This is a genomic window from Sulfitobacter dubius (assembly GCF_900113435.1).
Taxonomy (GTDB): Bacteria; Pseudomonadota; Alphaproteobacteria; order Rhodobacterales; family Rhodobacteraceae; genus Sulfitobacter; species Sulfitobacter dubius.
Map to the genome: position 1 here is coordinate 373,215 of NZ_FOPG01000002.1, position 22,769 is coordinate 395,983.

Genomic DNA, 22,769 nt, shown 5'->3' on the forward strand with positions numbered 1-22,769 from the left:
GAAACACTCCATCATTTACCTACGCAAAAACTGGTGAAGATTTCATCCAGCAAGTTTTCAACGTCTATGCGGCCGACCAGAGTTTCCAGCGCGCGTATCGCGAATCGCAATTCCGCCGCGGCTAGATCATAAAAGTCTGGCCCTCGCTGTAGGGTAACATCTACCTCAGCCAAACACGAGACGGCTTGCTCCAAAGCGACGCGATGTCGCTCATGCGTCGCGAGGCCGATGCTGGCGCTCTTCGCCGAAAGGATCGTTTGAACCCGAGCAATAAGCTCAGAGACACCCTGCCCGGTTTTTCCTGAGATCCCGCTTTCTTCCATACCTGAGAGGTCCGCTTTTGGTCGGACCACAATATCGTCGGGTTCCGGAGAGATCATCAAAGTCTCATCCGGTGCGGCAAGAAAGACCCGCAAGTCTGCGGCTTTCGCGCGTTCGATGGCCCGCTCGATTCCGATGGCCTCAATCTTATCATCGCTATCGCGCAGACCCGCCGTATCCAGCAGTGTCACCGGAAGACCGCCGAGGTCCATCCTCACCTCGATAACGTCCCGGGTCGTGCCAGCGATTTCGGATGTGATCGCGGCGTCACGGCCTGCGAGAGCATTTAGCAGGGTCGATTTTCCAGCGTTCGGCGCGCCAATGATGGCAACTTCGAAGCCATTGCGAACGCGCTCTGCGACATAGGTGCCTCTCGCTTCGGCCTGCAACTCTTCCCCGACTTTGGTAAGCAGCGCGTCGACCTCTGGGGTGACATCGACGGGCACCTCTTCGTCTGCGAAGTCGATGGTCGCTTCAAGCAGGGCTGCGGCCCGGATCAGGTCTTTCCGCCAGTGTTCGATACGGGCACCAAGATGTCCGGAGAGAACGCGGAGAGCTTGCTTTCTTTGAGCCTCGGTTTCGGCTTCGATGAGATCTGCCAGACCTTCGACCTGTACGAGGTCCAGCTTTTCATTCTCTAGAGCGCGCCGGGTGAACTCACCTGCCTCAGCCATTCGCGTTTCCGGTAATGTCGCGAGCAGTGAGAGCATCGCGCGCACGACAGCGATCGATCCATGTACTTGTAGCTCAACTACATCTTCGCCAGTGAAGGAATTCGGCCCGGGAAAGCTGAGCACCAAAGCTTGGTCAATGACCTCCCCATCGGCGCCCCGAAGATTGCGCAGCGCGCTTTCGCGCCCCTTAGGACGTTGGCTGGTGATCTTCTCCGCGATCGCGAAGGCCCGGGGGCCGGAAATGCGGATCACCGCAACCCCGGCACGGCCCGGCGCTGACGCTTGGGCGAATATCGTGTCCATACTTCACTAACCTATTGTTATTATTTAATAACTCAGGTGTTCATGGAGTCGAAGAAGTCAGAATTCGACTTGGTTTGCTTGAGCTTGCCGAGCAGGAACTCGATGGCGTCGGTAGTGCCCATCGGGTTGAGGATGCGGCGCAGGACGAATGTCTTTTGCAGGTCCACCTTATCAACCAGCAGATCTTCTTTCCGTGTGCCGGATTTAAGAATATCGATGGCCGGGAAGACGCGCTTATCTGCGATCTTGCGGTCCAGCACGATTTCGGAGTTGCCGGTACCTTTGAACTCTTCAAAGATCACTTCGTCCATGCGGCTGCCGGTGTCGATCAGCGCGGTTGCGATGATGGTGAGCGATCCGCCCTCTTCGATGTTCCGTGCAGCACCGAAGAAACGTTTCGGGCGCTGCAGGGCGTTTGCATCGACACCACCGGTCAGAACCTTACCCGAAGATGGCACCACGGTGTTGAAGGCGCGGCCCAGACGGGTGATCGAATCGAGCAGGATCACAACGTCACGCTTGTGTTCGACAAGACGCTTGGCTTTCTCGATCACCATCTCGGACACGGCCACGTGGCGTGTTGCAGGTTCGTCGAAAGTGGAGGAAACGACCTCCCCCTTTACCGAACGCTGCATGTCGGTGACTTCCTCGGGCCGTTCATCGATCAGCAGGACGATGAGATAGCACTCTGGATGGTTCTTTTCGATGCTATTGGCGATGTTCTGCAGCAGCACGGTTTTACCTGTGCGCGGCGGGGCGACGATCAGCGAACGCTGGCCCTTACCGATGGGTGAGACCAGATCGATGATCCGCGCGGAGCGGTCTTTGATGGTGGGGTCATCGACCTCCATCGTCAGACGCTCGTCAGGGTAGAGCGGCGTCAGGTTCTCAAAAGCAACCTTGTGGCGGGCCTTCTCAGGTGCCTCAAAGTTGATCTTGGTCACTTCGGTCAGAGCGAAATAGCGTTCTGTATCGTCAGGCGCTTTGATCAGACCTTCGATGGTATCCCCGGTGCGCAGGGACCACTTCCGGATCATGTCTGGCGAAACGTAGATGTCATCGGGGCCCGGCAGGTAGTTCGCCTCCGGAGAGCGCAGGAAGCCGAATCCGTCTTGCAGGACCTCCAGCACGCCGTCGCCAGAGATTTCCCAACCCTCATCCGCGCGTTCGCGGAGAATTTGGAACATCATCTCGCCTTTACGCATGGTCGAGGCGTTTTCGATTTCCAGCTCTTCGGCCATGGCGAGCAGGTTCTTCGGCGTCTGCGCCTTGAGATCAGCGAGGTTCAGCGTTTCGGTTGTCATGGGGCATCCTGTTCAGCCGCAGCAAAATGCGGGCTGGTCGATCATTTGAATGTGGCAAGCAGAAACCGCCCCGGACGGGACAGTTTCGCAGATATAGGCAACGGGACCGCTTGAGTCAATCGGTCTAGAATTTCACCACGACAGAGAAGACGATCACGATCATCAAAAGCGTCGGCACCTCGTTCAAAAGCCGGAACTGACGGCCTGTGACCGTGCTCTCCCCACTTTCGACGGATTTAACCTGTTTTTTCAACCAAACGTGGAAAACCGTCATGGCAATGACGCTGGCACCCTTGGTCCATGGCCAGATCATCGTCCAGTCAACGATTCCGGGCGTTAGAACGAGGGCGAGGCCGAAACCCCATGTCGCCATCATCGCGGGGCGCATGATGAACTGAGCGAGCTTAAATTCCATCATCGAGAAAGTCTCATGCATCCGACCTGCCGAGCCTGCCTGTTCGACATGATGCACGAAGAGCCGTGGCAGATAAAATAGCGCGGCCATCCAACTGATGACGGACACGATATGGAGCCCTTTGATCCACGGATAGGCGAGGCTGAGAAGATCAAACATGGGTAAGGCTCCGGTGTGCGTGCTTCTTTCTTAATAAATAAGAAAAGAGAAAAGATGTAGTTGATTGTAGGGAGCCGGATTCCTGTGGATTAATGATTTATACCGCCGCTTATCAACAGGTGAACAAACTTCGCGGCCGCCTGTGGATAAACCTACCCCGATTCGCGAATGTTGAACTTTCTCAGGATCTTGCCAGCGTATTTTCCGGGGGACAAAATGTATCAAAGCGGGGATAACCGGTGAAGTGCCGTGGTTATACGCACAAGCGGCTTATCCCTATCCATCGGGGTGGGAATCGGCGACAAAAACTGCGACTCGTGGCGAGATCTGCGGGCTTGTGCTGTCAACGTTTATCTCGCAGAACAAATCCTCAAGATTTGCGCCAGTTCATCACAGGGTTATCCACATGCCGCAAAAAATCGTCCTCGCCTCCGGCTCGGAAATACGTGCACAGCTGTTGGCGCAGGCCGCGATCCCGCATGAGGTGATCCCGGCGCGGATCGACGAAGAGATGATCACCGCTGCGCTGCGTGCAGAGGCGGCGAAACCGCGCGACATTGCCGATACATTGGCCGAGATGAAGGCCCGCAAAGTGAGCGAGAAACGCCCCGGCGCGCTGGTATTAGGTTGCGATCAGGTCTTGGAGCACCGCGGAGAGATGTTGCACAAGCCCCGTGATCGGGATGAGGCCATCGCGCAGCTTCACCAATTGCGCGGGGATCGGCATTCGCTGCTCTCTGCCGCTGTGCTCTACGAAGATGGTGAACCGCTGTGGCGGCATGTCGGCCAAGTGCGCCTGCGGATGCGTGACGCAAGTGACGCCTATATCAAGGACTACGTCGAGCGGAATTGGGACAGCATCCGCCACGCTGTCGGCTGTTACAAGCTCGAAGAGGAAGGCGTGCGGCTATTCACCCAGATTGAGGGGGATTACTTTCACGTCCTCGGTATGCCATTTCTTGAGTTGCTAAACTATCTGACGCTGCGCGGAGACCTCGAGACATGAGCCTGTCGAAAATCCCCCTTGCCGGAGTAATTGGATCGCCCATCGCGCATTCCAAATCGCCGCAGTTGCACGGCCATTGGCTAGAGACCTACGGCATTGCAGGCCATTACGTACCCCTTGATGTGGCGCCCGACGTTCTGGAGCAGGTGCTGAGAACGCTGCCCAAGATGGGTTTTGTAGGGGTCAATCTCACGATCCCCCATAAGGAGGCGGTGATGAAGATTGCGGATCTCATTACCGACCGCGCCACATTGATCGGGGCGGCGAATACATTGATCTTCCGCGCAGACGGGAAAATCCACGCGGACAATACGGATGGCTACGGGTTCATCGAAAACCTGAAAGCCGGTGCGCCCGATTGGGATCCCAAATCCGGACCAGCCGCGATCTTGGGTGCTGGCGGTGCAGCGCGCGCTGTGGTGTCGTCGCTTTTAGACGCTGGCGTGCCTGAGATCTGCCTGTCGAACCGCACCCGCGTGCGGGCAGAGCAGTTGCAGCGAGATTTCGGCAGCAGGGTCAAGGTCATCGATTGGGTGCAGGCGGGCAATATGATTGACCATGCCGCCTTGGTGGTGAACACCACATCGCTTGGCATGATCGGCAAGGGTGCCTTGCGTGTACCGCTGGATGGTCTGCGCCCCGGCACGGTTGTGACAGATCTCGTTTACGCACCGCTGCGCACGCATCTGCTTGAAACGGCTGAGGAAATGGGCTGCGTCACGGTCGATGGGCTGGGCATGTTGTTGCATCAAGCGGTGCCCGCCTTTGAGCGTTGGTTCGGCCAGCGGCCAGAGGTCAATCGCGCCACGCGCACGGCGGTGCTGCGCTGATGGTTCTCCTCGGGCTGACCGGGTCGATTGGCATGGGCAAGTCGACCACGGCACAGATGTTTGCCGAGCAAGGCTGCGCCGTCTGGGATGCCGATGCAGCGGTACACCGGCTCTATGCCGCCGGTGGTGCGGCGGTCGCGCCGATGCAGGCGGCGTTTCCGACAGCGATTGAACATGGCGCGGTCTCTCGCGTCGCGTTGAAAGAGATCATCGCCGCCGACCCCACCGCCCTGCCCCGGATTGAGGCCATCGTTCATCCGCTTGTCGCGCAAGATCGCGCCGCGTTCCTTTCCAGTGCAACCAATGACATCGCCGTGCTCGACATTCCGCTGCTGTTTGAGACTGGCGGCAACGCTGCGATGGACGCGGTGGTCTGCGTCACCATCCCCGACGCCGTCCAACGCGACCGCGTGCTTGTCCGTGGCACCATGACCGAGGCGCAATTCGATGCCATCCGCGCCAAGCAGATGCCCGCCAAAGAGAAGTGCGCCCGTTCAGACTATGTAATAGTGACCGACACGCTCGACCATGCCCGCGCGCAGGTGCGGGATGTGATCCGCGACATTAGGGAAAAGCTACGCCATGCGTGAAATCGTGCTCGATACCGAAACCACCGGCTTTGACCCCGAAAGCGGCGACCGCATCGTCGAAATCGGCGCGGTTGAGCTGATGAACCATATGGCCACGGGCGAAACCTATCACCAATATATCAACCCCGAACGCGCCATGCCCGAAGAGGCGTTTCAGGTGCACGGGCTGGGCGATGATTTTCTGCGCGACAAGCCCAAGTTCGCACAGATCGGCAAGTCATTCCTCGACTTCATTGGCACGTCCAAGCTGATCATCCACAACGCCGCCTTCGACATCAAATTCCTGAATGCCGAACTGCGCTGGATGGGTCTGCCGCAGATCCCATGGGAACAAGCGCTTGATACGCTCGAAATCGCGCGCAAACGCTTCCCCGGATCGCCCGCCTCGCTCGACGCGCTTTGCCGCCGCTTTGGCATCGACAATACATCGCGGACCTTGCACGGCGCGTTGCTCGACAGTGAAATTCTGGCCGAAGTCTATCTGGAATTGATCGGGGGGCGGCAGCCCGACTTTGCGCTGTCATCGGCGCCCGAACGGAAATCCGGTGAGCCTGACACGCGCTGGACCCCGAAACCGCGGCCCAATCCCCTGCCCTCACATCTGACAGAGGCCGAAGCCGCCGCCCATGCCGAATTTGTCGGCAAACTGGGCGACGACGCGCTGTGGAAACAGCTTGGCTGACGCTTAGGCGTCGGCTTTCGGCGGGTTCTCGGCCTGACGGCGCGCAACTTCGTTGCGGTACAGCGACAGGAAGTCGATGTTTTCGAGGTTCAACGGCGGGAAGCCACCGTCGCGAGTCACGTCACTCACGATGCGGCGCAGGAACGGGAAGATCATGCGCGGGCATTCGATCAGCAGATAGGGGTGCATCTGCTCCTCGGGCACGTTCTCGACCTGAAAAATACCGACATAGTCGATTTCCAGCACGAAAAGCGTTGCGTCGCCGTCTTTCGCTTTTGAGGTGATGTTCAGCTTGATCGCTGTCTCATACTGGCTTTCCCCGGGGCGCTTTTTCGCGTCGAGGTTCACCTGAACCTGAACGTCAGGTTGCACATCCGCAGGCGCACCCTTTTGCGCCATGATGTTCTCAAAGGACATGTCGCGGATGAACTGGCCCAAAACGCGCATCTGCGGTTGTTTGGGTTGCGGTGTTTCGTTTTCTGCCATGGTTTGTGTCCTGTTGTGGTTAATTTCTTAAATCTACCCGGACTTAGCAGGTCGGCACGGGCCGCTCAATCCTTTGTCCAGCCGGATGGTCCTTTGGTCTGGCGTGGTTGTTCGGGAATCTCGTGAAAATCGCCGTCGATCACATCGCCATGCGGATTGCGCCTGCCTTGGGGGCCGGGGCCCGGGCCCATACCGGCACCGGGCGTGCCAAAGCTTTGGATGTTCACGCGGTCACGGATCGCACGGTAGGCCGCCGCCCGAAAGCTCGGGATCAGGAAGGCAAAGCCGACCGCATCAGTGAAAAAACCCGGCGTTAGCAAAAGTGCGCCGGAAAAAAGGATCATCGCGCCATGCACCAAAGGTTCCGTCGGGTCGCGCAGATCAGAGAAAGAGCTGCGCAGCTGCCCCATGGCTATTGCCCCCTGAGAACGCACCAACCACGTGCCCAGAATGGCAGTGAATACCACAACGGCAAGTGTCCAGCCGAGCCCGATAGCGCCCCCGACTTGGATGAAAAGCGTGATCTCGATCAGAGGCACGGCGATAAATGCGATCAATAGCCACATGTGGCGGGGTCCTTTCGCTGGGGGCAGAGTGGACTTGCCCCGGTCGAACACCTACATAAGAGCTTAACTCGCATGTTTCCATGCCACCCCTGAATGAGGTTTCGATGAATTCTCCCCTGATACAGCTTCTGGTGCTTGCCGGTATCGCCGTATTCCTGATCCTGCGCCTGAAAAATGTGCTCGGCACACGTGAAGGTTTTGAAAAGCCTCCTGTCAGTGATCAAACCCCCGCGGCCCGCAGTGGCCCGTCGTTCGAAGTTATCGAAGGCGGACCGGATCTCGATATTACCGATCACGTCCCCGAAGACAGCACTTCGGGCAAAGCGCTTGCCGAGATGAAGCGCGTTGAACCGTCTTTTGGTGTGAACGATTTCTTGCAAGGTGCACGCGGCGCCTATGAAATGATCGTCATGGGCTATGAGCGTGGCGATCTTGCGGAAATTCAGCCTTTCTTGGCCGAGGATGTATACGAGAGTTTCGTTGATGGCGTAGCCGCCCGGGAAGACCAAGGTCTGACGATTGAGGCTAATTTCATCGGCGTGCGTGAATTGGAACTGATTGATGCAAGGATGGAAGAGGGCACGAACGAAGCCGAACTTACCATCCGCTTTGTCGGCGAATTAACCTCGGCGGTGCGCAACCGTGAAGGGGAGATTGTCGAAGGCAGCGTCAACGAAATCAAACGCCAAAAAGATACATGGGTCTTTGCCCGTGTCATGGGCTCGGATGATCCGAATTGGCTGCTGGTTTCCACAGACGGGTAGCACGTGCCCTTTGCGCATTTGCGCTGTTGGCCGGTGTATCAATGAACACGCCGGCCACAGCAGAAGTGCATTATACGGTTATGGATTTTGACCAGCTTGACGGCTGGGCCGACGATGATCACGCCGCCGCGTTCGAGGTTTTCACCAGCACATGCGGGGATATGAAAGACATCGACTGGCGTGCGCTATGCAAGCTTGCGAAAGACGGCTTAGACCCGCGCCAGTTCTTTGAGCTTTTCTTCCGACCAGTGCTGATGGAAGACGGTCAAGACGCGCTATTTACCGGTTATTTTGAACCAGAACTTGACGGCGATCTCTACCCTTCCGCGCGTTTCCAGTATCCGATCTACGCCATGCCGCCCGAAGCCGAGGAGATTCGCCCGTGGCTGACCCGACGCGAGATCCTAGACGGCGAAGTCATGCGCAACCGGGGGCTGGAAATCGCATGGGTCGATGACCCGGTCGAGCTTTTCTTTCTGCAAATTCAAGGTTCTGGTCGTATCCGTCTGCCCGATGGCAGCTATCTGCGTGTCGGCTATCGCGGTGCCAACGGCCATGATTACCGTTCGATCGGGGTCGAATTGGTCCGGCGTGGCGTCTATGAGGCGCATCAGGTCAGCGCCGATGTGATCAAGAACTGGGTGCGCCGTAACCCCGAGGATGGTCGCGAATTGCTATATCACAACCCGTCTTACGTATTTTTCCGTGAGGTTAGCCGCGTGCCTGCCGATAAAGGGCCGCTGGGGGCGATGAACCGTTCCTTAACCACATTGCGCAGCGTTGCGGTGGACCCGGCCCATGTCCCACTGGGTGCGCCGGTCTGGTTAGAGAAAGACGGCAAGAAACCGATGCGTCGTTTGATGGTTGCGCAAGACACCGGCTCGGCCATCAAAGGCACGCAGCGTGCTGACGTGTTTTTCGGCACCGGTGACAAGGCAGGCCGCGCCGCTGGGCGCTTGCGCGATCCGGGTCGGATGATGGTGCTGATGCCAATCCAACGCGCCTATGCCTTTCTACCAGAGAGCGCGATATGAAACGGCGGCGGTTAAATGACGATGACCTAGCGCTTTGGCGCCGGGTGACTGAGCGGACTGAAAAGCTGGAATTGAACGAGCTTTTCACGCCCGAAATCGACGCGCCCGCCCCTGCCCCACCACAGGTGCGACGGGCCAAGATCACGCTTCAGGGCAGCAAACCCCAGCCGACCGCGAAAAAGCGCAGCAACGATCTGCGCCCCACCTTGAGTGAACAGATGAAGGCCGCACCCGTTCAGATGGATCACAAGGCTTTCGGCAAGATGAAACGTGGCAAGCTGCGCCCCGAAGGCCGGATTGACCTGCATGGCATGACGCTTGACCGTGCGCATCCCGCGCTGAACGGCTTTATCATGGACGCCCACGCGCGCGGCAAACGACTGGTGTTGGTGATTACCGGCAAGGGCAAACGCCGTGACGAAGGTGGCCCGATTCCCGTGCGCGACGGGGTGCTGCGCCATCAGGTGCCGCAATGGCTGGCAATGCCGCCGCTAAACGCGTTGGTGCTGCAAATTTCACAAGCCCATATCAGTCACGGTGGCGGCGGCGCATACTACGTCTATCTACGCCGTCATTGTTAACGGGGCAGCCAAGGTTTATAGCGATGGATCGCCCATGTCGCAAGACCGGCGGCAATTAGGTAATACACTGCTATTGGCAGCATCTGCCGTGGGAAATCGACGCCAAGGTCAATGAAAAGCCCCGTAACGCCTGGCCCAATAGCAGACCCAAAGACCATCAGTGCCGCTGCAACCGCCTTGATCGAACCCACATGGCGTGTGCCGTAATATTCCGCCCAAAAGGCCGCCGGTGCAGTCGATTGCATCCCCTGCCCGGCGCCAAAGATCACCAGCGCGATCCCGGCCATCCACAGCGTATCGGCATAGGCTAACACAACGAAAGACAACGCAAAGGGCAGCATCTGTATCCGCAGCACGCGGCTGACGCCAAATCGGTCGATCGCCCAGCCTGAAAGGAACGTACAGGCCACCGCCGACAGAGTGTAAACCGGCATCAGCGCCACAAACTCTACCAGCTCCCAGCCCTTTACCTCGGTCAGGTGCACCTGTTGAAAGAACAGCGCCGTGCCCCATGCTGCGGGGCCGATGGCCATCGGGATCATCATCCAGAATAAACCAGAGCGCAGCATTTCACCCCGTGTCCAATGGCGCCCGTTCATGCCCGCGCGCTGCGCCTGATCGGCCATGCTCTGCGGTGTTCGCTCTTGCCGTAGCAACAATAGGATCACGGGGATGGTCAGCACCACCAGCCCGGCGGCCAGCACCCAAAGGCTACGCCAATGAAAACTGGCGAACAGCGCTACAAAGATCACTGGTAGAAATGCCTGCCCGGCCGCAAAACCCATAGAGGAAAGCGAAAGCGCCTTCCCGCGCGAGGCTTCGAACCAACGCACCATGGCGACCTGTCCCAGCTGAGACATCATCCCCTGTCCGGTAAGCCGCAAGGCATAGATAACAAAGATCAGCGCGGTCCAGTTTGGCACCGCTGCCATGGCCAAGCAGGCGCCAGCAAGCGCCACCATTACGCCAAAGGCCAGCGCTCGCACGCGGAACCGATCCGTCAGCACCCCGGCCCAAACCATGGTGATCGCCGAAAGCGTGGTGCCCACCGTATAGATGCCACCCCATTGGCCATCACTTAGGCCAAAATCACCCTTTATCACCCCCGCAAACAGCGAGATGAAATAGGTTTGCCCATAAGACGAGGTGAAGGTGAGCAGGAAACCGGCCAGCAGAAACAGCCAGTTACGTCGCAAAAATACAAGGTACTCCATGCCCCTTTCATCGCCGGGGCATGGAGGAAAGGGAAGCCCTAAAGAACGTAGCGGCTAAGATCGGTCGAACGTGTCAATTCGCCCAAGTTCTTTTCTACAAAGTCGGCATCGACGGTGATTTCTTGCCCAGAACGGTCGGGCGCGTCGAAAGAGACTTCCTCGAACACCCGTTCCATCACGGTATAGAGCCGCCGCGCACCGATGTTTTCAACCGATGTGTTCACGTCCGCTGCGATTTTGGCCAGCGCTGCGATGCCTTCTTCGGTGAAGGTGACGGTCAGTTGCTCTGTCTCCATTAGGGCTGTGTATTGGCGCGTCAAGGCGTTGTCGGTTTCGGTCAGGATACGGACAAAATCCTCTTCGGTCAGCGCCCGCAGTTCCACACGGATTGGCAAACGGCCCTGAAGCTCGGGCAGCAGATCCGATGGTTTGGCGATATGAAACGCACCCGAAGCGATAAAGAGGATATGATCGGTTTTCACCGGACCATGTTTGGTTGAAACGACTGTGCCTTCAATCAGCGGCAATAGATCGCGCTGCACACCTTCACGTGAAACATCACCACCACGCGCGTCAGAACGGGCGCAGACCTTGTCGATCTCATCAAGGAAGACGATACCGTTCTGCTCTACCGCTTCGATGGCAGCGCGGTTCACGGCTTCATCGTCGAGAAGTTTGTCGGCCTCTTCGCCCAACAGAACCTCATAGCTGTCAGCAACGGCGAGGCGCTTTTTAGTGGTACGCCCGCCCATAGCTTTGCCGAACAGATCGCCAAGGTTCATCATCCCTGCGCCGCCGCCGGGTTGGCCGGGAATGTCCATCATCGGGAAGGGGCTGGAGGTGTCGGCGACCTCAAGCTCGATCATCGTGTCGTCAAGCTCACCGCTGCGCAGTTTCTTGCGAAACATCTCGCGCGTTCCATCACGGGCGTCAGTCCCGGCAATGGCGTCGATCACGCGCTCTTCGGCGGCTTGTTCGGCCTTGGTTTTCACATCCTCGCGCATGAACTCGCGGGTCATGGCGATAGAACTGTCGAGCAGATCGCGGATGATTTGTTCGACGTCCCGGCCGACATAGCCGACTTCGGTAAACTTGGTCGCTTCGATCTTGATAAATGGCGCACGGGCCAACTTGGCCAAACGGCGGCTGATCTCGGTCTTACCAACGCCGGTGGGGCCGATCATCAAGATGTTCTTAGGATACACTTCGTCGCGCAGATCATCCGACAACTGCTTGCGCCGCCAGCGGTTGCGCAGGGCCACGGCAACGGCGCGTTTGGCGTCATTCTGGCCGATGATATAACGGTCCAGTTCGGATACGATCTCGCGGGGGGTCAGGTCGGTCATGCGGTGATTTTCTCCACGGTGAGTTTGCCGTTGGTGTAGACGCAGATGTCGGCGGCAATCGCCATGGCATCACGAGCGATGGTTTCGGCATCACGGTCGCTGTCCATCATGCCGCGGGCCGCGGCGAGGGCGTAGTTCCCACCCGAGCCGATCGCGGCGACTTCGTGCTCCGGCTCCAGCACATCGCCCGCGCCGGTGATCACCAGCAGGTCTTTGCCATCGGTCACGATCAGCATCGCTTCCAGCTTTTGCAGGTATTTATCGGTACGCCAGTCCTTGGCCAATTCGACACTCGCACGGGCCAGTTGCCCCGGTGTCGCTTCTAGCTTGGCCTCTAGGCGCTCCAGCAGTGTAAACGCGTCGGCAGTAGAGCCCGCAAACCCCGCCACCACATCATAGCCGCCGGGGCTGAGCTTGCGCACTTTGCGCGCGGTGCCTTTGATCACGGTCTGGCCAAGGCTGACCTGTCCGTCACCGGCAATCACCACTTCGCCGCCTTTTTTGACGCCAATGATCGTGGTCCCGTGCCAACCGGGGAAATCGTCGTTCTGTGCCATGGGGCCTCCTGTCGCTTGGCGTCTATATGGCCCCCGTGGCAAGGCAGGACAAGGGCAGCGCCGCTTGTGGGCGGATGGGCGGCGGGCTAACCTCTGCGCTATGCAGGATCGCGCCCACGTTGATATTTATCTGGAACCCCCACTGCGGGAGAGCGCAGAAGCTGGCGCACATAACTTCATTGGTAAAGTGGCGCATGTACTGGAGAATGCCCAATTTAGGGTCACATACCGCAATATTGGTGGTCCTTTAGGTGACCCCAATGGCCTATCACTGACCCATATGGCCCCTGCCCCAACCGCGCACGGTTTGGTGTTTCGCCGCTGCTATTACTACCCGTTCTGGCAGATCGAAGCGCGACAAGAGCGTTGGTTATGGGATGTGGCCCAATCCAAGTTTAATTCGGCGAATATTGACCCTGAGGTAGCAAGTCGGTTTTACAAATTCTGGCAAAAACGCCTGTTTGGCGAAGCTCCGCAACAAGCTCGCCGGGATGGGCCGATCTATGTGCCGCTACAGGGCCGCCTGTTACAGCGGCGGTCGTTCCAATCGTGCAGCCCCTTAGCGATGTTAGAGCATACGCTAGTGCACTGCCCGGACGCTGTTGTGGCGGCCTTGCACCCAAAAGAGACCTATAGTTCAGAGGAGTTATCGTCGCTGGAAAACCTTGCAGCGCGGCACCCGCGTTTAACCCTTACATTGGGTAATATGGAGCGGCATTTGCAGGGGTGTGCATTTGTCGTGACCCAGAATTCAGCGGCCGCATTTTCAGGGTATTTCTTTGGTAAACCGGCCCTGTTCTTTGGAAAAATCGACTTTCATCATATTGGTGTCAGGGCAGATCTGGCAGATCTCAGCTACAGCTTTGCCGCCGCTCAAGAGGCTACGCCGGATTTCGCGGCCTATCTATGGTGGTTCTGGCAAGAGAACTGCATCAACGCGGGCCGCCCAGAGGCCAATGAGAAAATCGCCGCCCGGTTCCGACGCTTCGGATGGCCGGTCTGACCCAATGAAAAGGGCGCCCCGAAAGGCGCCCGTTTTCGTAACTGTAATTCAGCAAAATACTGAAATTAGATCGATTCTTCGATCCAGCTTTGCAGAGCGGCCTTTGGGCGCGCGCCAGCAAGGTTCGATACGACCTGCCCGTCTTTAAAGATGAACAGCGCCGGAATACCACGCACGCCGACCTGAGCGGGCGAGTTCGGGTTTTCGTCGACGTTGACTTTGACGATCTTCACGCGACCGTTCATTTCATCCGACAGCTCTTCCAGCGAAGGGCCGATCTGTTTGCACGGGCCGCACCATTCGGCCCAGAAATCGACCAGAACCGGAATGTCCGAATTTTTGACTTCGGCGTCGAAAGTGTCGTCGGTGACTGCGACGGTTGCCATGATGCTCTCCTGACAGGAATGGGTTGAGGCCTGAACCTATGAACGCATGGCAGTGGCGTCAAGATATGGCAGGGCACGCAGCGCATTTGTCACGATATCGTTGGGTAACACCATAAGCGCGGGCGCTGCTGTCCATAGGATGGCCGTCTCAATCCGCCGATCAGGGTAAATCTGACGCAACATATGGGCATAGGCTCCCATCTGACGCAACAGACCATCCGGGCAAGCCTCAGCCGTGCCGGGAACCACGCGGTTGGTTTTGAAATCGACGGCAAGGATGTGATCTTCGGCGATCACCAAACGGTCGATCGTGCCGTGTAGACGCTGTTTTCCGAGGCTTCCGGTCACTGGCACTTCGGCAAGCGTCGTGTCGGCAAACAGCGGGGCGAGGGTAGGGGTACGCAGCACAGCTTCCGCCTCGTCCTGCGCGCGGGCGATCATTTCGGTGGGGTGATTTCGGGCCAAACGGTCCAAGAATATCTGCCGCGCTTCCGTTGTCATAAGCGGGAGGTGCTCCAGCAACTCATGGACTAAAGTGCCATAGCTTAGCGCGGTATCCATATCAAAGCCCGCCTCGCCCGCCAGCGCCTTGGCACCGCCAAGATCAGAGGGGGAGAGCGTTTTATCCTCCCCATGAGGAGAGGGGGCTGAGCGGGCGAAAATAGGGTCTAACGCAGGCGTTGTGACAACTTTCTCAGGCGTCTCAATGATGTCGAGCGCATCCCAATCGCCCTGTTGATAGCGCAGAGTACCATCATCGCCCAAAGGTTCGGCGTGCAGCCGGGCCAAAGCGGCAGCGGTGATCTGATACCAAGAGGATTCATCTTTCGACAGTTCCCCCGCCGCCGCCACGATCAACCATTTCTCGGCCCGCGTCATGGCCACATAGAAAAGCCGAAGCCGCTCTTGCAACGCGGCTTCTTTCATCTCGTCGAGCCGCGCGCGCATGGGTTGGGGCATATCATCCGCCGGGGCTTTCCATACAGGCGTGCCATCGAGGGTGATGATCTCATCCTTGATCGTCACATCGCGCCGCCCGGTGTCGGGCAGGATCACGATCGGCGCTTCCAGACCCTTTGCCCCATGCACCGTCATCACCCGGATCTGGTTCGACGCACTGTCGATCTGGCGTTTGATTTCCAGATCATCGGTCTGCATCCATTGCAGGAACCCGGTCAGGCTGGGCACCGTGCCGCGCTCGTAAGAGAGTGCTTGGCTTAGCATCGCGTTGATCCCATCCTCGGCCTCTGGCCCCAGCCGCGCGAGCAGCTTGCGGCGGCCATCATGGCGGGTGAGAATGCGTTCGATCAGGTCGTAAGGGCGCAGGTAATCAACCTGCCCGCGCAGGTCCCGCAGTACGGCGAGGGTGGCGGCGTGGGTCTCGGTCTGGCCACGCAGCGCCTGCCAGAGGTGATCCTCCTTGCGGTAGTGGGCGAGGGTAAAAAGCTGTTGTTCTGACCAGCCGAACAGTGGTGATTTCAACGCGGTTGCGAGCGATAAGTCGTCATCAGGCGTGGCAAGGAAGGACAGGATCGCCGCCAGATCGCGCACCGCGAGCTCGGCTCCGACCTTCAGCCGATCCGCCCCTGCGATAGGCAGTTCCGCCGCTTTGCAGGCGCGAATAATTTCGGAAAACAAAGCCGAGCGGCGCTGCACGAGGATCAGGAAATCCCCCGGTTGGATACGCCGCCGCGCCAAGCCGCCCTTGCTGTCGTCGGGCAGGTAATGCGCTTCGGTGGTTAGCTCCTTGATCCGCCGCGCGATGCGTTCGGCCAGTTGCACCGTGTGATGCCGCGCGCTGCGGCGGTCCACGGGATCGGTCCAATCGCCTTCCTCGTCGGGGCCCGCCTTTTCGATAAAGGGCCAAAGATCGACGCGGCCGGGCAGGCGATCCTTGAAGGCCATATGGCCGTCATTGGTAAAGCCGGTCTGGATCGCGGGGTCGAAAACCCCATCGACCGCTTGCAAAATCGCCGAAGAGGACCGGAAAGAATACGCGAGGCTGCGGCGTTGGAAAAACTGCCCCGCTTCGCCGATCTTCTGCTCGAATGTCGTGCCTTTGCGGTCCAACTCTTCGGGGTCGGCCCCTTGGAATGAGTAGATCGACTGTTTCTTGTCACCCACGACGAAAAGCGTTCGATCCAACTCGTTACGTGCGCCAGCGCCTGAGTAAAATTCATCTGTCAGCCGTTCGATCACATCCCATTGGCGCGGCGAGGTGTCCTGCGCCTCGTCGACAAGGATATGGTCGATGCCGCCGTCGATGCGAAACAGCACCCAAGCCGCCACCGCCTTGTCGGTCAACAAAGCGCGGGCTTTGAGGATCAGATCGTCAAAGTCGAGCCAGCCGCGCTTTTGCTTCTCATCTGCGTAACGCTCAAGAAAACGGGCTGCGAACCGGTGCAGCACATAGGACTTGCGCGCCGCATTTAGGGCCAGCCGAGCTTCGCGGGCATCTTCAACGCGCTGCATCAATTGCTCAAGCTGCGGCATCTGTTCTGCGATGACCTTTTGCGTCGGCTTGGTCGGAAAACTGCCAATTTTTGCGGTGAAGGGCGCCTTGGCGCCGCTGCCAGTCAAAAGGATATTTTCGAGCTGGGGCAGGGCAGAGAGATCATAGCGGTCGATCTCTTGCAGTGCCGCGCCAGCCTTGCCGTCATTGCCGCCTTTGGCCAGCAGATGCGGGATGATCTCGGCCATCATCGCCGCTTCGCTGCCAAGAAAGACCGATGCCGCGATTTTCTCCTCGGTCAGGTCTTCGGGCTGGGCGAAAAGCGTTAGGATCTCGGCCCATGACCGGGGGTCGGTGAAAGCATCGCGCTGGCCCACGATGCTGCGGGTAAGGCTGGCGAAATCCTCGCCTGTGTAATGCCGCGCGATCTCGGCGACCAGCGGGGCATCTTCGCCTTCGGCCATCTCATCAACGATCTCGGCGCGCAGCAGATCGGCGGCGCGGTCTTCGATCTCGGTGAATTGCGGGCTGACCTGCGCCTCCAGCGGGAAGCGGCGCAAAAGGGCCGCGCAGAAGGAGTGGATGGTTTGGATTTTCAGCCCGCCGGGCGTCTCAATCGCGCGGGCGAAAAGGGTGCGGGCATTGCGCAATTGCTCAGGCGCTAATTCGCCCTGCACGCCAAGATCGGCCAAGGCATCGCGCAGTGCCTTGTCCTTCAGCATCGCCCATTCGCCCAAGCGTTTGAACAGACGGTTCTGCATCTCAGAGGCGGCAGCCTTGGTGTAGGTCAGACAAAGGATATGCTGCGGCTCCACGTCATCCAGCAACAGCCGCGCTACGCGGTCGGTCAGCACGCGGGTCTTGCCAGAGCCTGCGTTGGCCGTCAGCCAAGTGGAGGCATCGGGCCGCGCCGCTTCGATCTGGGCGCGGGTGGCGTCGTCAAAATCGCGCATCATTCCAGATCCTCCGGTTTGGCGGGGCTGGTGCCGTCCCATTCGCCGAAACGGGCGAGTTGGTCAAAGTTTCCGGCAAAGGCATCGGTCTGCACCATGCGCCGCGCCGTGAAGCCTTGCCCCTCATCGAGGTAGCGTGAGAGCAGCGCGTGAAGGCCAGCCAGCACTTCCTGAGGGTTCTCCTCTTCAAGCGGCGCGGGTACTTCGACGGGTTTCGATCCCAACCCGATAAAGGCAGCATGGGCCACATGGGCCACGCCCACCTCAGGAAAGCCGCCACGCTCGACCATCGCTGCTTCGATCAAGAGTTGCTTGTCAAAAAGGCGCTGTTCCTTTTTGCCCGGCGGGGTTCCGGTCTTGTAGTCATAGATCAGCACATCGCCATCATCGGTCTGGTCGATCCGATCCGCAAACCCGCTGAGGGTAAAGCCGAGGTCAGCAAAGGTATAGCTGCCGCGCGCGCCTTGCTCAAAGGCCACGGGGCTGGAAAAACCCGCCCGCTGGCTTTCACGGGCGATGAACCAATCGGCGATCCGGTCGATCCGCGCCAGCCACATGGCGCGGGCGGCGGGCCATGGGGCTTCCTCCTCCAGCACTTCGGCGGCCACTTGCATCAGCGTGTCGCGGGTCAGCCGCGCAGGATCGCGGGCCACCAGCTTCACGAAATCTTCCATGATGCGGTGCAAAACGATGCCCCGCACCGGCGCGTCGGGAGATTGCACCAGCGGGTTGATCGGACGCAATTTTAGGCTGTGCTTGGCGTAGACGGCATAGGGATCACGGATCAGCGTCTTGATCTCGGTCACCGACAGTTTGCGCGGGCGCGCCGCGCGCGGCGGGCGGGGCGAGGGGCGCGTGGCCGGGGCGGTGCGCTCTACCGCTTCCAAGGCACGCACCTGATCCAGCCAATGGTTACCGCGCTGCTGCATGGCCTTCCACGCCTCCGGCCCGCCGGTGTCGCCCAAGCCGCCCAGCAGGTTGCCCAAGCGGTTCAACCAGCGCGATGGCACCATCTCTGCCTCATCCGACCGGATCGCGCGGGTGATCCAAACCTCGGGGCTGGCAATGGCCTGTTGATAGTCATGCGCCGACAGGCCGATGCGCCGTTCGGGCAGCAGCAGCCCGGCCTTCTCGCGCATTTGACGGTTGAGCCATGGATCGGGCGGCGGCGCTTCGGGCCATGTGCCTTCGTTCAATCCGCCAAGGATGACCAACTCGGCCCCCTGCACCCGCGCCTCCATCGTGCCCCAGATCATGATGTCGGGGTGCGGGGTATCGGCCTCACGCACCTCTTCTTGGGACAAGAGCGCGCCGAGCAGATCGGCATAATCGGCGGCGTTCATCGCCCCGCCGTGGGCCGCATGTTCCGTGAGGTTCGCCATCACCGCCTCGGCCGCAATGCCCGCGCCGTGCTGCCAGAGCAGGTGATCGGGGTCGGAGGGTTGTCCGGCGGCGATCTTTTCGGCCAGTGCCAAATGTGCCGCGACGCAATCGGGCAGGGGCCGCTCGCCGGGGGCGTCGTGGCCGGGGAAAACCTCGCCCAGCCAAGCAACCCAATCGCGGAAGCCGCTGGGGTCTTCCATCCGCTTTGCCGCGCGTTCCGCGATTTCGGTCAACCCTTCGGCGTCGGGGTAGGGCAGCCCGTGGCGGCGGATCTCAGCCTCCAAGCGCTGGGTATAGAGCTGATGGAAATTCCGCCCCGCGCCGCTGTGTGTCAGCGGGTGTTTCAACAGGGTCAGCAGCGCTTCGGCATCCAGTTTTCGGACAAACAGCGCCGCCACATGGCGCAAGAACCGCCCCGGCGGAGAGAGTTGCAGCGGCATCCCGGCGCTGTCGTCAGGCAGGATGTTCCACCGATCAAGCGCCGCCGTGACCTGCCGGGTGAGCATCCGGTCGGGCGTGATCAACGCGGCTTTCACCCCGTCTTCGGCAGCTTGGCGCAGGCGCAGCGCGATGGCCAAAGCCTCGACCCGCGGGGTGGGCGCTTCGATGAGGGTGATGTCAGCCGTGGCACCATGCAGGTCATCCAGCTTTGGCCCTTCGTTCAGCCAAGCATGGGTGACCGGCGCAGGCCGGAGCGAAAGCGACAGCAGCTTGTTGCGTGCCTCAGAAACGGGGGGCATCTCGCACCAAGGCTCAATCGCCCCCCGTGAAACGCCAAGCATATTCATCAGCTTGCGGAAACGGTATTGCGGGTGATCCTCGGCCAAAAGCGCTTGATCCAATTCGTTCCAAACGGCGGTCGGCATCTCGAAATCAAAACCCGGCAGGATGATCGCGCCTTGGGGCAGGCGGGCCACGGCCTCCATCAGCAGTGCGGTTGTCCCGCGCGAGCCGGTGGACCCGGCAAGGATCACCGGATGCTGCGGTGGCGCGTCCTGCCAACGGGCGATGATCCGGGCGACCAGTTGCCGCCGCCGCGCCTCGGCATCCGGGCGGGTGGTGGTCTGGCCCAGATAGTCATGCGCGATGGCAAGGAACCGCTGCGCGCGCTCCCAATGGGCCGAGAGATGGCCAACGTCCAGCCCGGCCACTGTCTCGGGAGAGACCCCTTCGCCCTGCATCTCGTCGATCAGCCCCGCAAGACTGTCCGACAGCGCATAAAGCGAGGCCCGCGGCGCGAGATCCGGCGCGGCATCCAACAGACGCGAAACCAGTTGGATCAGTTCGAGCCGCCGTTGCAGGGGCGGGGTCGGCGCTGGCAGGGCAACGCTGGGCGCCAAGGCGTCAAGGTCCGTGATCAGCCGGATGCGCGGCAGAAACCCTGCCGGCCCTGCGTCGAAATCATGGCGCAACCGGCGGGCCATTCGGTTGGTGTTGACCAGCAGTTCAACGCGGGCCATCGCCTCGGGCGGGCCATTCTCCAACCGGTCGCACAGCCCGCGCACCAATCCGCGCGGGAAGTCGACGCCGGGGGCAAGGCCAAAGACGCGGGGGCTGTCCTGCGGCTCAAACATCGGCACCTGCCAAGAGGCTTTCGGCAAGGGGAATGCCGCCGGGATGCCCCACGTCGCACCATCGCCCGCTATAGGGCAGGCCAAACAGCGTACCGCGTGCCAGCATCATGTCCCACAACAGGTTGAGTGAGAATGCCTTGGCTTCGATATCGGCCAACAGGTCGGTCTTGATGATCTGCACCCCGCCATATACCTCACCCGGCCCACGTTGCAGGCGGCCATCCGCGGCGCGGGTAAAGTCGCCCGTGCCGCCATGGCCGAGAGTATTTTCCAACGGCACGGTCATCAAAAGCGCATCCATTCGTGCCGGATCCCAGGCCTCGCGGATCATTGTAAGCGGGTTTGGCCCAGCCCAGATTGCGTCACTGTTCATGGTGAAAACCGGCCCCGCGCTCAGCAGAGGCAGCGCGTTGCGCAGCCCGCCGCCGGTGTCGAGGATGTCAGGCGTCTCAGTGATCGTCTTGACGCCTTGTGCGCGCAAATGCGTGTCTAGCTGATCGGGCAGGTAATGCAGGTTCGCGACGATCCGCGCAGGCGAAACCGCTTGGGCAAGGTCAAGCGCGTGGTCAATCAGCGGGCGACCGGCGACCGGCACCATGGGCTTGGGCTGGTTCTGGGTAAGATGCTTCATGCGCGTGCCGAACCCGGCAGCAAACATCATGATGGCGTCGGGGTACTCGCGCATTGGCTTTTCAAATGCTCCAGAAAATCGGGGGTAGGGTGGGGCAGTGCGCCCGCGATACTGTCTGCCACAGTGGATAGCGCGGGATGGCTTAGGTTGTGTTGCAAATGTTGCCAAACACGGGGGATCAGGTCGACATAATGCGGTTTGCCATCGCGTATGCAGAGGCGGGCAAAAATACCGAGGATGCGCAGGTTGCGCTGCGTACCGAGCAGAGCATATGCGTGCCGGAAGGCGGTTTCGTCCTGCCCGGTCTGAGCAAGATAATAATCTATTATTTTTGCTTCAGTCACGCGCGAAACATCGCGGCGGGCATCTTGCAGGATCGAGACAAGATCATAGGCCGGGTGGCCCAGCAGTGCATCTTGGAAATCCAGCAGGCCCACGCGCGCGGCCCCCGCACGCTGCGGCAACCAAAGCAGGTTTTCGGCGTGGTAGTCGCGCAGGATCACGACTTTGGGCGCGGCGTCCAACGCGGTTGCAAGAGGGTGAAACGCCTGCGCAAAAGCGGCGTTTGGGCCTTGCCCGCTATCCGGCGCATAGAAATCGAACGCAGGGGCCGCCATTTCAGTGAGCCAATCGGCGTCGCAGATCGGCAGATCGGGCAGGGGCGCGGCATGGAGTTGGACCAGCACGTCGGTAGCGGCACGGTAAAGCGGAAGTTCCTGCGCAGGATCGGTCGCCATCAGCTTGGCGAATAATGCGTCACCAAGGTCTTCGATCAGCAAGAGCCCGTGGTCGCTGTCTATGTGGTAAATCTGCGGCGCGCTGAGGTTGTTGGCCGTCAGATGTTCAGCAACCTGAAAGAAGGGGCGCACATCTTCGCCGCGGTTAGGCGGGGCGTCCATCAATATAGCCGTTTCACCATTCGTTCTGCGAAGCCGATCATAACGCCGGTTTGAGGCGTCACCGGCCAGCAGTTTTCGCGTGGCATCGGACCAGCCTGCATTTTGCAGGAAGGTTTCGACTAGGGGGGTGCGCTGGGTCATCTGTGCCACTCGATCAGCTTGTCGGCCCAATCGGCGCCAATCCATTTGGCGGTCAGTGTGCGGGTGTCTTCCTCGGCATCGGGGGCAAGGGTGATGTGCAGCGCCCCGCGGGGTGCGAGCGGCCCCAGACGATCCGGCCATTCCACCAGACAAATCGCATCGTGGAACGCGTCAATCAGCCCCAGTTCCTCAATCTCATGGGTAGAGGTTAGCCGGTATAGGTCAGCGTGCCAGATCGCGCCGCCTTGCACCCCATAAGTCTGCACCAGCGTGAAAGTGGGCGAGGGGATGTCTTCGGGATAGTCGAGCAGTTCAGAGATTAACGCACGAGCGAAATGGGTTTTGCCCGCTCCGACATCGCCGCTGAGCAGGACAACATCGCCGGGGGATAGGCGGCGGGCCAATTGCCGCGCGTGCTGGGCGGTCTCATCCGGGCCGCTGAGCAGGAGGGAAAGTGTATCTTCGGACATGCCCCATGCTTAGCGTGCCGACGCTCAGCCGCAAGATCAAAGCGG

At 59.8% G+C, this 22,769-nt stretch carries 22 protein-coding genes; 8 read left to right on the forward strand and 14 right to left on the reverse strand.

All coding sequences use genetic code 11. The features are described from left to right. Positions 1–11: 11 nt before the first annotated feature. The 3 genes from mnmE to BM229_RS10525 form a co-directional block, all read right to left on the reverse strand. The gene (mnmE, locus tag BM229_RS10515; RefSeq protein ID WP_093927597.1) at positions 12–1,298 is read right to left on the reverse strand and encodes a tRNA uridine-5-carboxymethylaminomethyl(34) synthesis GTPase MnmE; all 1,287 of its coding nucleotides are present in this window, start codon (positions 1,296–1,298) and stop codon (positions 12–14) included. Positions 1,299–1,330: 32 nt separating this feature from the next. After that, positions 1,331–2,602 carry a transcription termination factor Rho gene (gene rho / locus BM229_RS10520; protein ID WP_093927598.1) on the reverse strand — a complete coding sequence of 424 codons (1,272 nt, stop codon included), beginning with the start codon at positions 2,600–2,602 and terminating at the stop codon, positions 1,331–1,333. Between the two features lie 124 nt (positions 2,603–2,726). After that, positions 2,727–3,176, reverse strand: coding sequence for a CopD family protein (locus tag BM229_RS10525; RefSeq protein WP_093927599.1), 450 nt, complete (start codon positions 3,174–3,176; stop codon positions 2,727–2,729). A gap of 406 nt (positions 3,177–3,582) precedes the next feature. Here BM229_RS10525 and BM229_RS10530 point away from each other — a divergent pair, with 406 nt between their 5' ends. The 4 genes from BM229_RS10530 to dnaQ are packed head-to-tail and all read left to right on the forward strand — an operon-like array spanning position 3,583 to position 6,284. Then, on the forward strand, positions 3,583–4,182 hold the full coding sequence (locus tag BM229_RS10530) for a Maf family protein (protein WP_093927600.1): 600 nt from the start codon (positions 3,583–3,585) through the stop codon (positions 4,180–4,182). Further along, entirely contained in the window at positions 4,179–5,012 is an 834-nt protein-coding gene (locus BM229_RS10535) for a shikimate dehydrogenase (RefSeq protein WP_093927601.1), read from the forward strand. Before BM229_RS10530 ends, BM229_RS10535 begins: the two co-directional genes overlap by 4 nt. Beyond that, positions 5,009–5,602, forward strand: a complete 594-nt coding sequence (coaE, locus tag BM229_RS10540; RefSeq protein ID WP_093927958.1) for a dephospho-CoA kinase — start codon at positions 5,009–5,011, stop codon at positions 5,600–5,602. Before BM229_RS10535 ends, coaE begins: the two co-directional genes overlap by 4 nt. After that, complete coding sequence (dnaQ, locus tag BM229_RS10545) at positions 5,595–6,284, forward strand: DNA polymerase III subunit epsilon (protein WP_093927602.1); 690 nt, start codon at positions 5,595–5,597, stop codon at positions 6,282–6,284. The genes coaE and dnaQ overlap by 8 nt, the downstream gene beginning before the upstream one ends. Before the next feature lie 3 nt (positions 6,285–6,287). Here the strand turns inward: dnaQ and secB are convergent, their stop codons facing one another. Together secB and BM229_RS10555 are read right to left on the reverse strand one after the other, a co-directional pair. After that, a complete protein-coding gene (gene secB / locus BM229_RS10550) occupies positions 6,288–6,770 on the reverse strand; it encodes a protein-export chaperone SecB (protein ID WP_093927603.1) in 483 nt (160 codons plus the stop codon). A gap of 65 nt (positions 6,771–6,835) precedes the next feature. Beyond that, positions 6,836–7,336: an FxsA family protein gene (locus tag BM229_RS10555; protein WP_093927604.1), complete on the reverse strand. Its 501-nt coding sequence runs from the start codon at positions 7,334–7,336 to the stop codon at positions 6,836–6,838. A 104-nt stretch (positions 7,337–7,440) separates the two neighbouring features. Between BM229_RS10555 and BM229_RS10560 the strand changes: the two genes are divergently transcribed. The 3 genes from BM229_RS10560 to BM229_RS10570 are packed head-to-tail and all read left to right on the forward strand — an operon-like array spanning position 7,441 to position 9,715. Further along, positions 7,441–8,100, forward strand: coding sequence for a Tim44/TimA family putative adaptor protein (locus BM229_RS10560; protein WP_093927605.1), 660 nt, complete (start codon positions 7,441–7,443; stop codon positions 8,098–8,100). A 41-nt stretch (positions 8,101–8,141) separates the two neighbouring features. Next, complete coding sequence (gene mltA / locus BM229_RS10565; protein WP_093927606.1) at positions 8,142–9,134, forward strand: murein transglycosylase A; 993 nt, start codon at positions 8,142–8,144, stop codon at positions 9,132–9,134. After that, positions 9,131–9,715, forward strand: a complete 585-nt coding sequence (locus BM229_RS10570; protein ID WP_093927607.1) for a Smr/MutS family protein — start codon at positions 9,131–9,133, stop codon at positions 9,713–9,715. Before mltA ends, BM229_RS10570 begins: the two co-directional genes overlap by 4 nt. Here the strand turns inward: BM229_RS10570 and BM229_RS10575 are convergent. Genes BM229_RS10575 through hslV form a run of 3 tightly spaced genes read right to left on the reverse strand, consistent with a single transcriptional unit; the run spans position 9,712 to position 12,832 of the window. Then, positions 9,712–10,929: an MFS transporter gene (locus BM229_RS10575; RefSeq protein ID WP_093927608.1), complete on the reverse strand. Its 1,218-nt coding sequence runs from the start codon at positions 10,927–10,929 to the stop codon at positions 9,712–9,714. The genes BM229_RS10570 and BM229_RS10575 overlap by 4 nt on opposite strands. Before the next feature lie 38 nt (positions 10,930–10,967). Continuing rightward, positions 10,968–12,275 carry an ATP-dependent protease ATPase subunit HslU gene (gene hslU / locus BM229_RS10580; protein WP_093927609.1) on the reverse strand — a complete coding sequence of 436 codons (1,308 nt, stop codon included), beginning with the start codon at positions 12,273–12,275 and terminating at the stop codon, positions 10,968–10,970. Next, on the reverse strand, positions 12,272–12,832 hold the full coding sequence (gene hslV / locus BM229_RS10585; protein WP_067623712.1) for an ATP-dependent protease subunit HslV: 561 nt from the start codon (positions 12,830–12,832) through the stop codon (positions 12,272–12,274). The genes hslU and hslV overlap by 4 nt, the downstream gene beginning before the upstream one ends. Before the next feature lie 100 nt (positions 12,833–12,932). Between hslV and BM229_RS10590 the strand changes: the two genes are divergently transcribed. Beyond that, on the forward strand, positions 12,933–13,835 hold the full coding sequence (locus BM229_RS10590; protein WP_093927959.1) for a hypothetical protein: 903 nt from the start codon (positions 12,933–12,935) through the stop codon (positions 13,833–13,835). Positions 13,836–13,900: 65 nt separating this feature from the next. On the opposite strand, the gene trxA is transcribed toward BM229_RS10590, so the two are convergent. The 6 genes from trxA to tsaE are packed head-to-tail and all read right to left on the reverse strand — an operon-like array spanning position 13,901 to position 22,724. Continuing rightward, a complete protein-coding gene (trxA, locus tag BM229_RS10595; protein ID WP_007118424.1) occupies positions 13,901–14,221 on the reverse strand; it encodes a thioredoxin in 321 nt (106 codons plus the stop codon). Between the two features lie 36 nt (positions 14,222–14,257). Beyond that, positions 14,258–17,629, reverse strand: coding sequence for a double-strand break repair helicase AddA (gene addA, locus BM229_RS10600; protein ID WP_093927610.1), 3,372 nt, complete (start codon positions 17,627–17,629; stop codon positions 14,258–14,260). Beyond that, complete coding sequence (addB, locus tag BM229_RS10605; protein WP_093927611.1) at positions 17,626–20,583, reverse strand: double-strand break repair protein AddB; 2,958 nt, start codon at positions 20,581–20,583, stop codon at positions 17,626–17,628. The genes addA and addB overlap by 4 nt, the downstream gene beginning before the upstream one ends. Then, positions 20,576–21,268, reverse strand: coding sequence for a nucleotidyltransferase family protein (locus BM229_RS10610; RefSeq protein ID WP_093927612.1), 693 nt, complete (start codon positions 21,266–21,268; stop codon positions 20,576–20,578). The genes addB and BM229_RS10610 overlap by 8 nt, the downstream gene beginning before the upstream one ends. Beyond that, complete coding sequence (locus tag BM229_RS10615) at positions 21,241–22,254, reverse strand: aminoglycoside phosphotransferase family protein (protein WP_208604062.1); 1,014 nt, start codon at positions 22,252–22,254, stop codon at positions 21,241–21,243. The genes BM229_RS10610 and BM229_RS10615 overlap by 28 nt, the downstream gene beginning before the upstream one ends. Then, the gene (tsaE, locus tag BM229_RS10620; RefSeq protein ID WP_093927614.1) at positions 22,251–22,724 is read right to left on the reverse strand and encodes a tRNA (adenosine(37)-N6)-threonylcarbamoyltransferase complex ATPase subunit type 1 TsaE; all 474 of its coding nucleotides are present in this window, start codon (positions 22,722–22,724) and stop codon (positions 22,251–22,253) included. Before tsaE ends, BM229_RS10615 begins: the two co-directional genes overlap by 4 nt. Positions 22,725–22,769 lie beyond the last annotated feature (45 nt).

Excerpts from the sequence above, each read along its gene's own strand:
- addB (WP_093927611.1), bottom strand. The coding sequence starts at position 20,583 with ATGTTTGAGCCGCAGGACAGCCCCCGCGTCTTTGGCCTTGCCCCCGGC.
- BM229_RS10615 (WP_208604062.1), bottom strand. The coding sequence starts at position 22,254 with ATGACCCAGCGCACCCCCCTAGTCGAAACCTTCCTGCAAAATGCAGGC.
- rho (WP_093927598.1), bottom strand. The coding sequence starts at position 2,602 with ATGACAACCGAAACGCTGAACCTCGCTGATCTCAAGGCGCAGACGCCG.
- BM229_RS10575 (WP_093927608.1), bottom strand. The coding sequence starts at position 10,929 with ATGGAGTACCTTGTATTTTTGCGACGTAACTGGCTGTTTCTGCTGGCC.
- tsaE (WP_093927614.1), bottom strand. The coding sequence starts at position 22,724 with ATGTCCGAAGATACACTTTCCCTCCTGCTCAGCGGCCCGGATGAGACC.
- BM229_RS10530 (WP_093927600.1), top strand. The coding sequence starts at position 3,583 with ATGCCGCAAAAAATCGTCCTCGCCTCCGGCTCGGAAATACGTGCACAG.
- BM229_RS10535 (WP_093927601.1), top strand. The coding sequence starts at position 4,179 with ATGAGCCTGTCGAAAATCCCCCTTGCCGGAGTAATTGGATCGCCCATC.
- BM229_RS10590 (WP_093927959.1), top strand. The coding sequence starts at position 12,933 with ATGCAGGATCGCGCCCACGTTGATATTTATCTGGAACCCCCACTGCGG.
- hslV (WP_067623712.1), bottom strand. The coding sequence starts at position 12,832 with ATGGCACAGAACGACGATTTCCCCGGTTGGCACGGGACCACGATCATT.
- mnmE (WP_093927597.1), bottom strand. The coding sequence starts at position 1,298 with ATGGACACGATATTCGCCCAAGCGTCAGCGCCGGGCCGTGCCGGGGTT.
- secB (WP_093927603.1), bottom strand. The coding sequence starts at position 6,770 with ATGGCAGAAAACGAAACACCGCAACCCAAACAACCGCAGATGCGCGTT.
- mltA (WP_093927606.1), top strand. The coding sequence starts at position 8,142 with ATGAACACGCCGGCCACAGCAGAAGTGCATTATACGGTTATGGATTTT.
- BM229_RS10525 (WP_093927599.1), bottom strand. The coding sequence starts at position 3,176 with ATGTTTGATCTTCTCAGCCTCGCCTATCCGTGGATCAAAGGGCTCCAT.
- dnaQ (WP_093927602.1), top strand. The coding sequence starts at position 5,595 with ATGCGTGAAATCGTGCTCGATACCGAAACCACCGGCTTTGACCCCGAA.
- addA (WP_093927610.1), bottom strand. The coding sequence starts at position 17,629 with ATGATGCGCGATTTTGACGACGCCACCCGCGCCCAGATCGAAGCGGCG.
- BM229_RS10555 (WP_093927604.1), bottom strand. The coding sequence starts at position 7,336 with ATGTGGCTATTGATCGCATTTATCGCCGTGCCTCTGATCGAGATCACG.
- trxA (WP_007118424.1), bottom strand. The coding sequence starts at position 14,221 with ATGGCAACCGTCGCAGTCACCGACGACACTTTCGACGCCGAAGTCAAA.
- BM229_RS10560 (WP_093927605.1), top strand. The coding sequence starts at position 7,441 with ATGAATTCTCCCCTGATACAGCTTCTGGTGCTTGCCGGTATCGCCGTA.
- BM229_RS10570 (WP_093927607.1), top strand. The coding sequence starts at position 9,131 with ATGAAACGGCGGCGGTTAAATGACGATGACCTAGCGCTTTGGCGCCGG.
- BM229_RS10610 (WP_093927612.1), bottom strand. The coding sequence starts at position 21,268 with ATGCGCGAGTACCCCGACGCCATCATGATGTTTGCTGCCGGGTTCGGC.
- hslU (WP_093927609.1), bottom strand. The coding sequence starts at position 12,275 with ATGACCGACCTGACCCCCCGCGAGATCGTATCCGAACTGGACCGTTAT.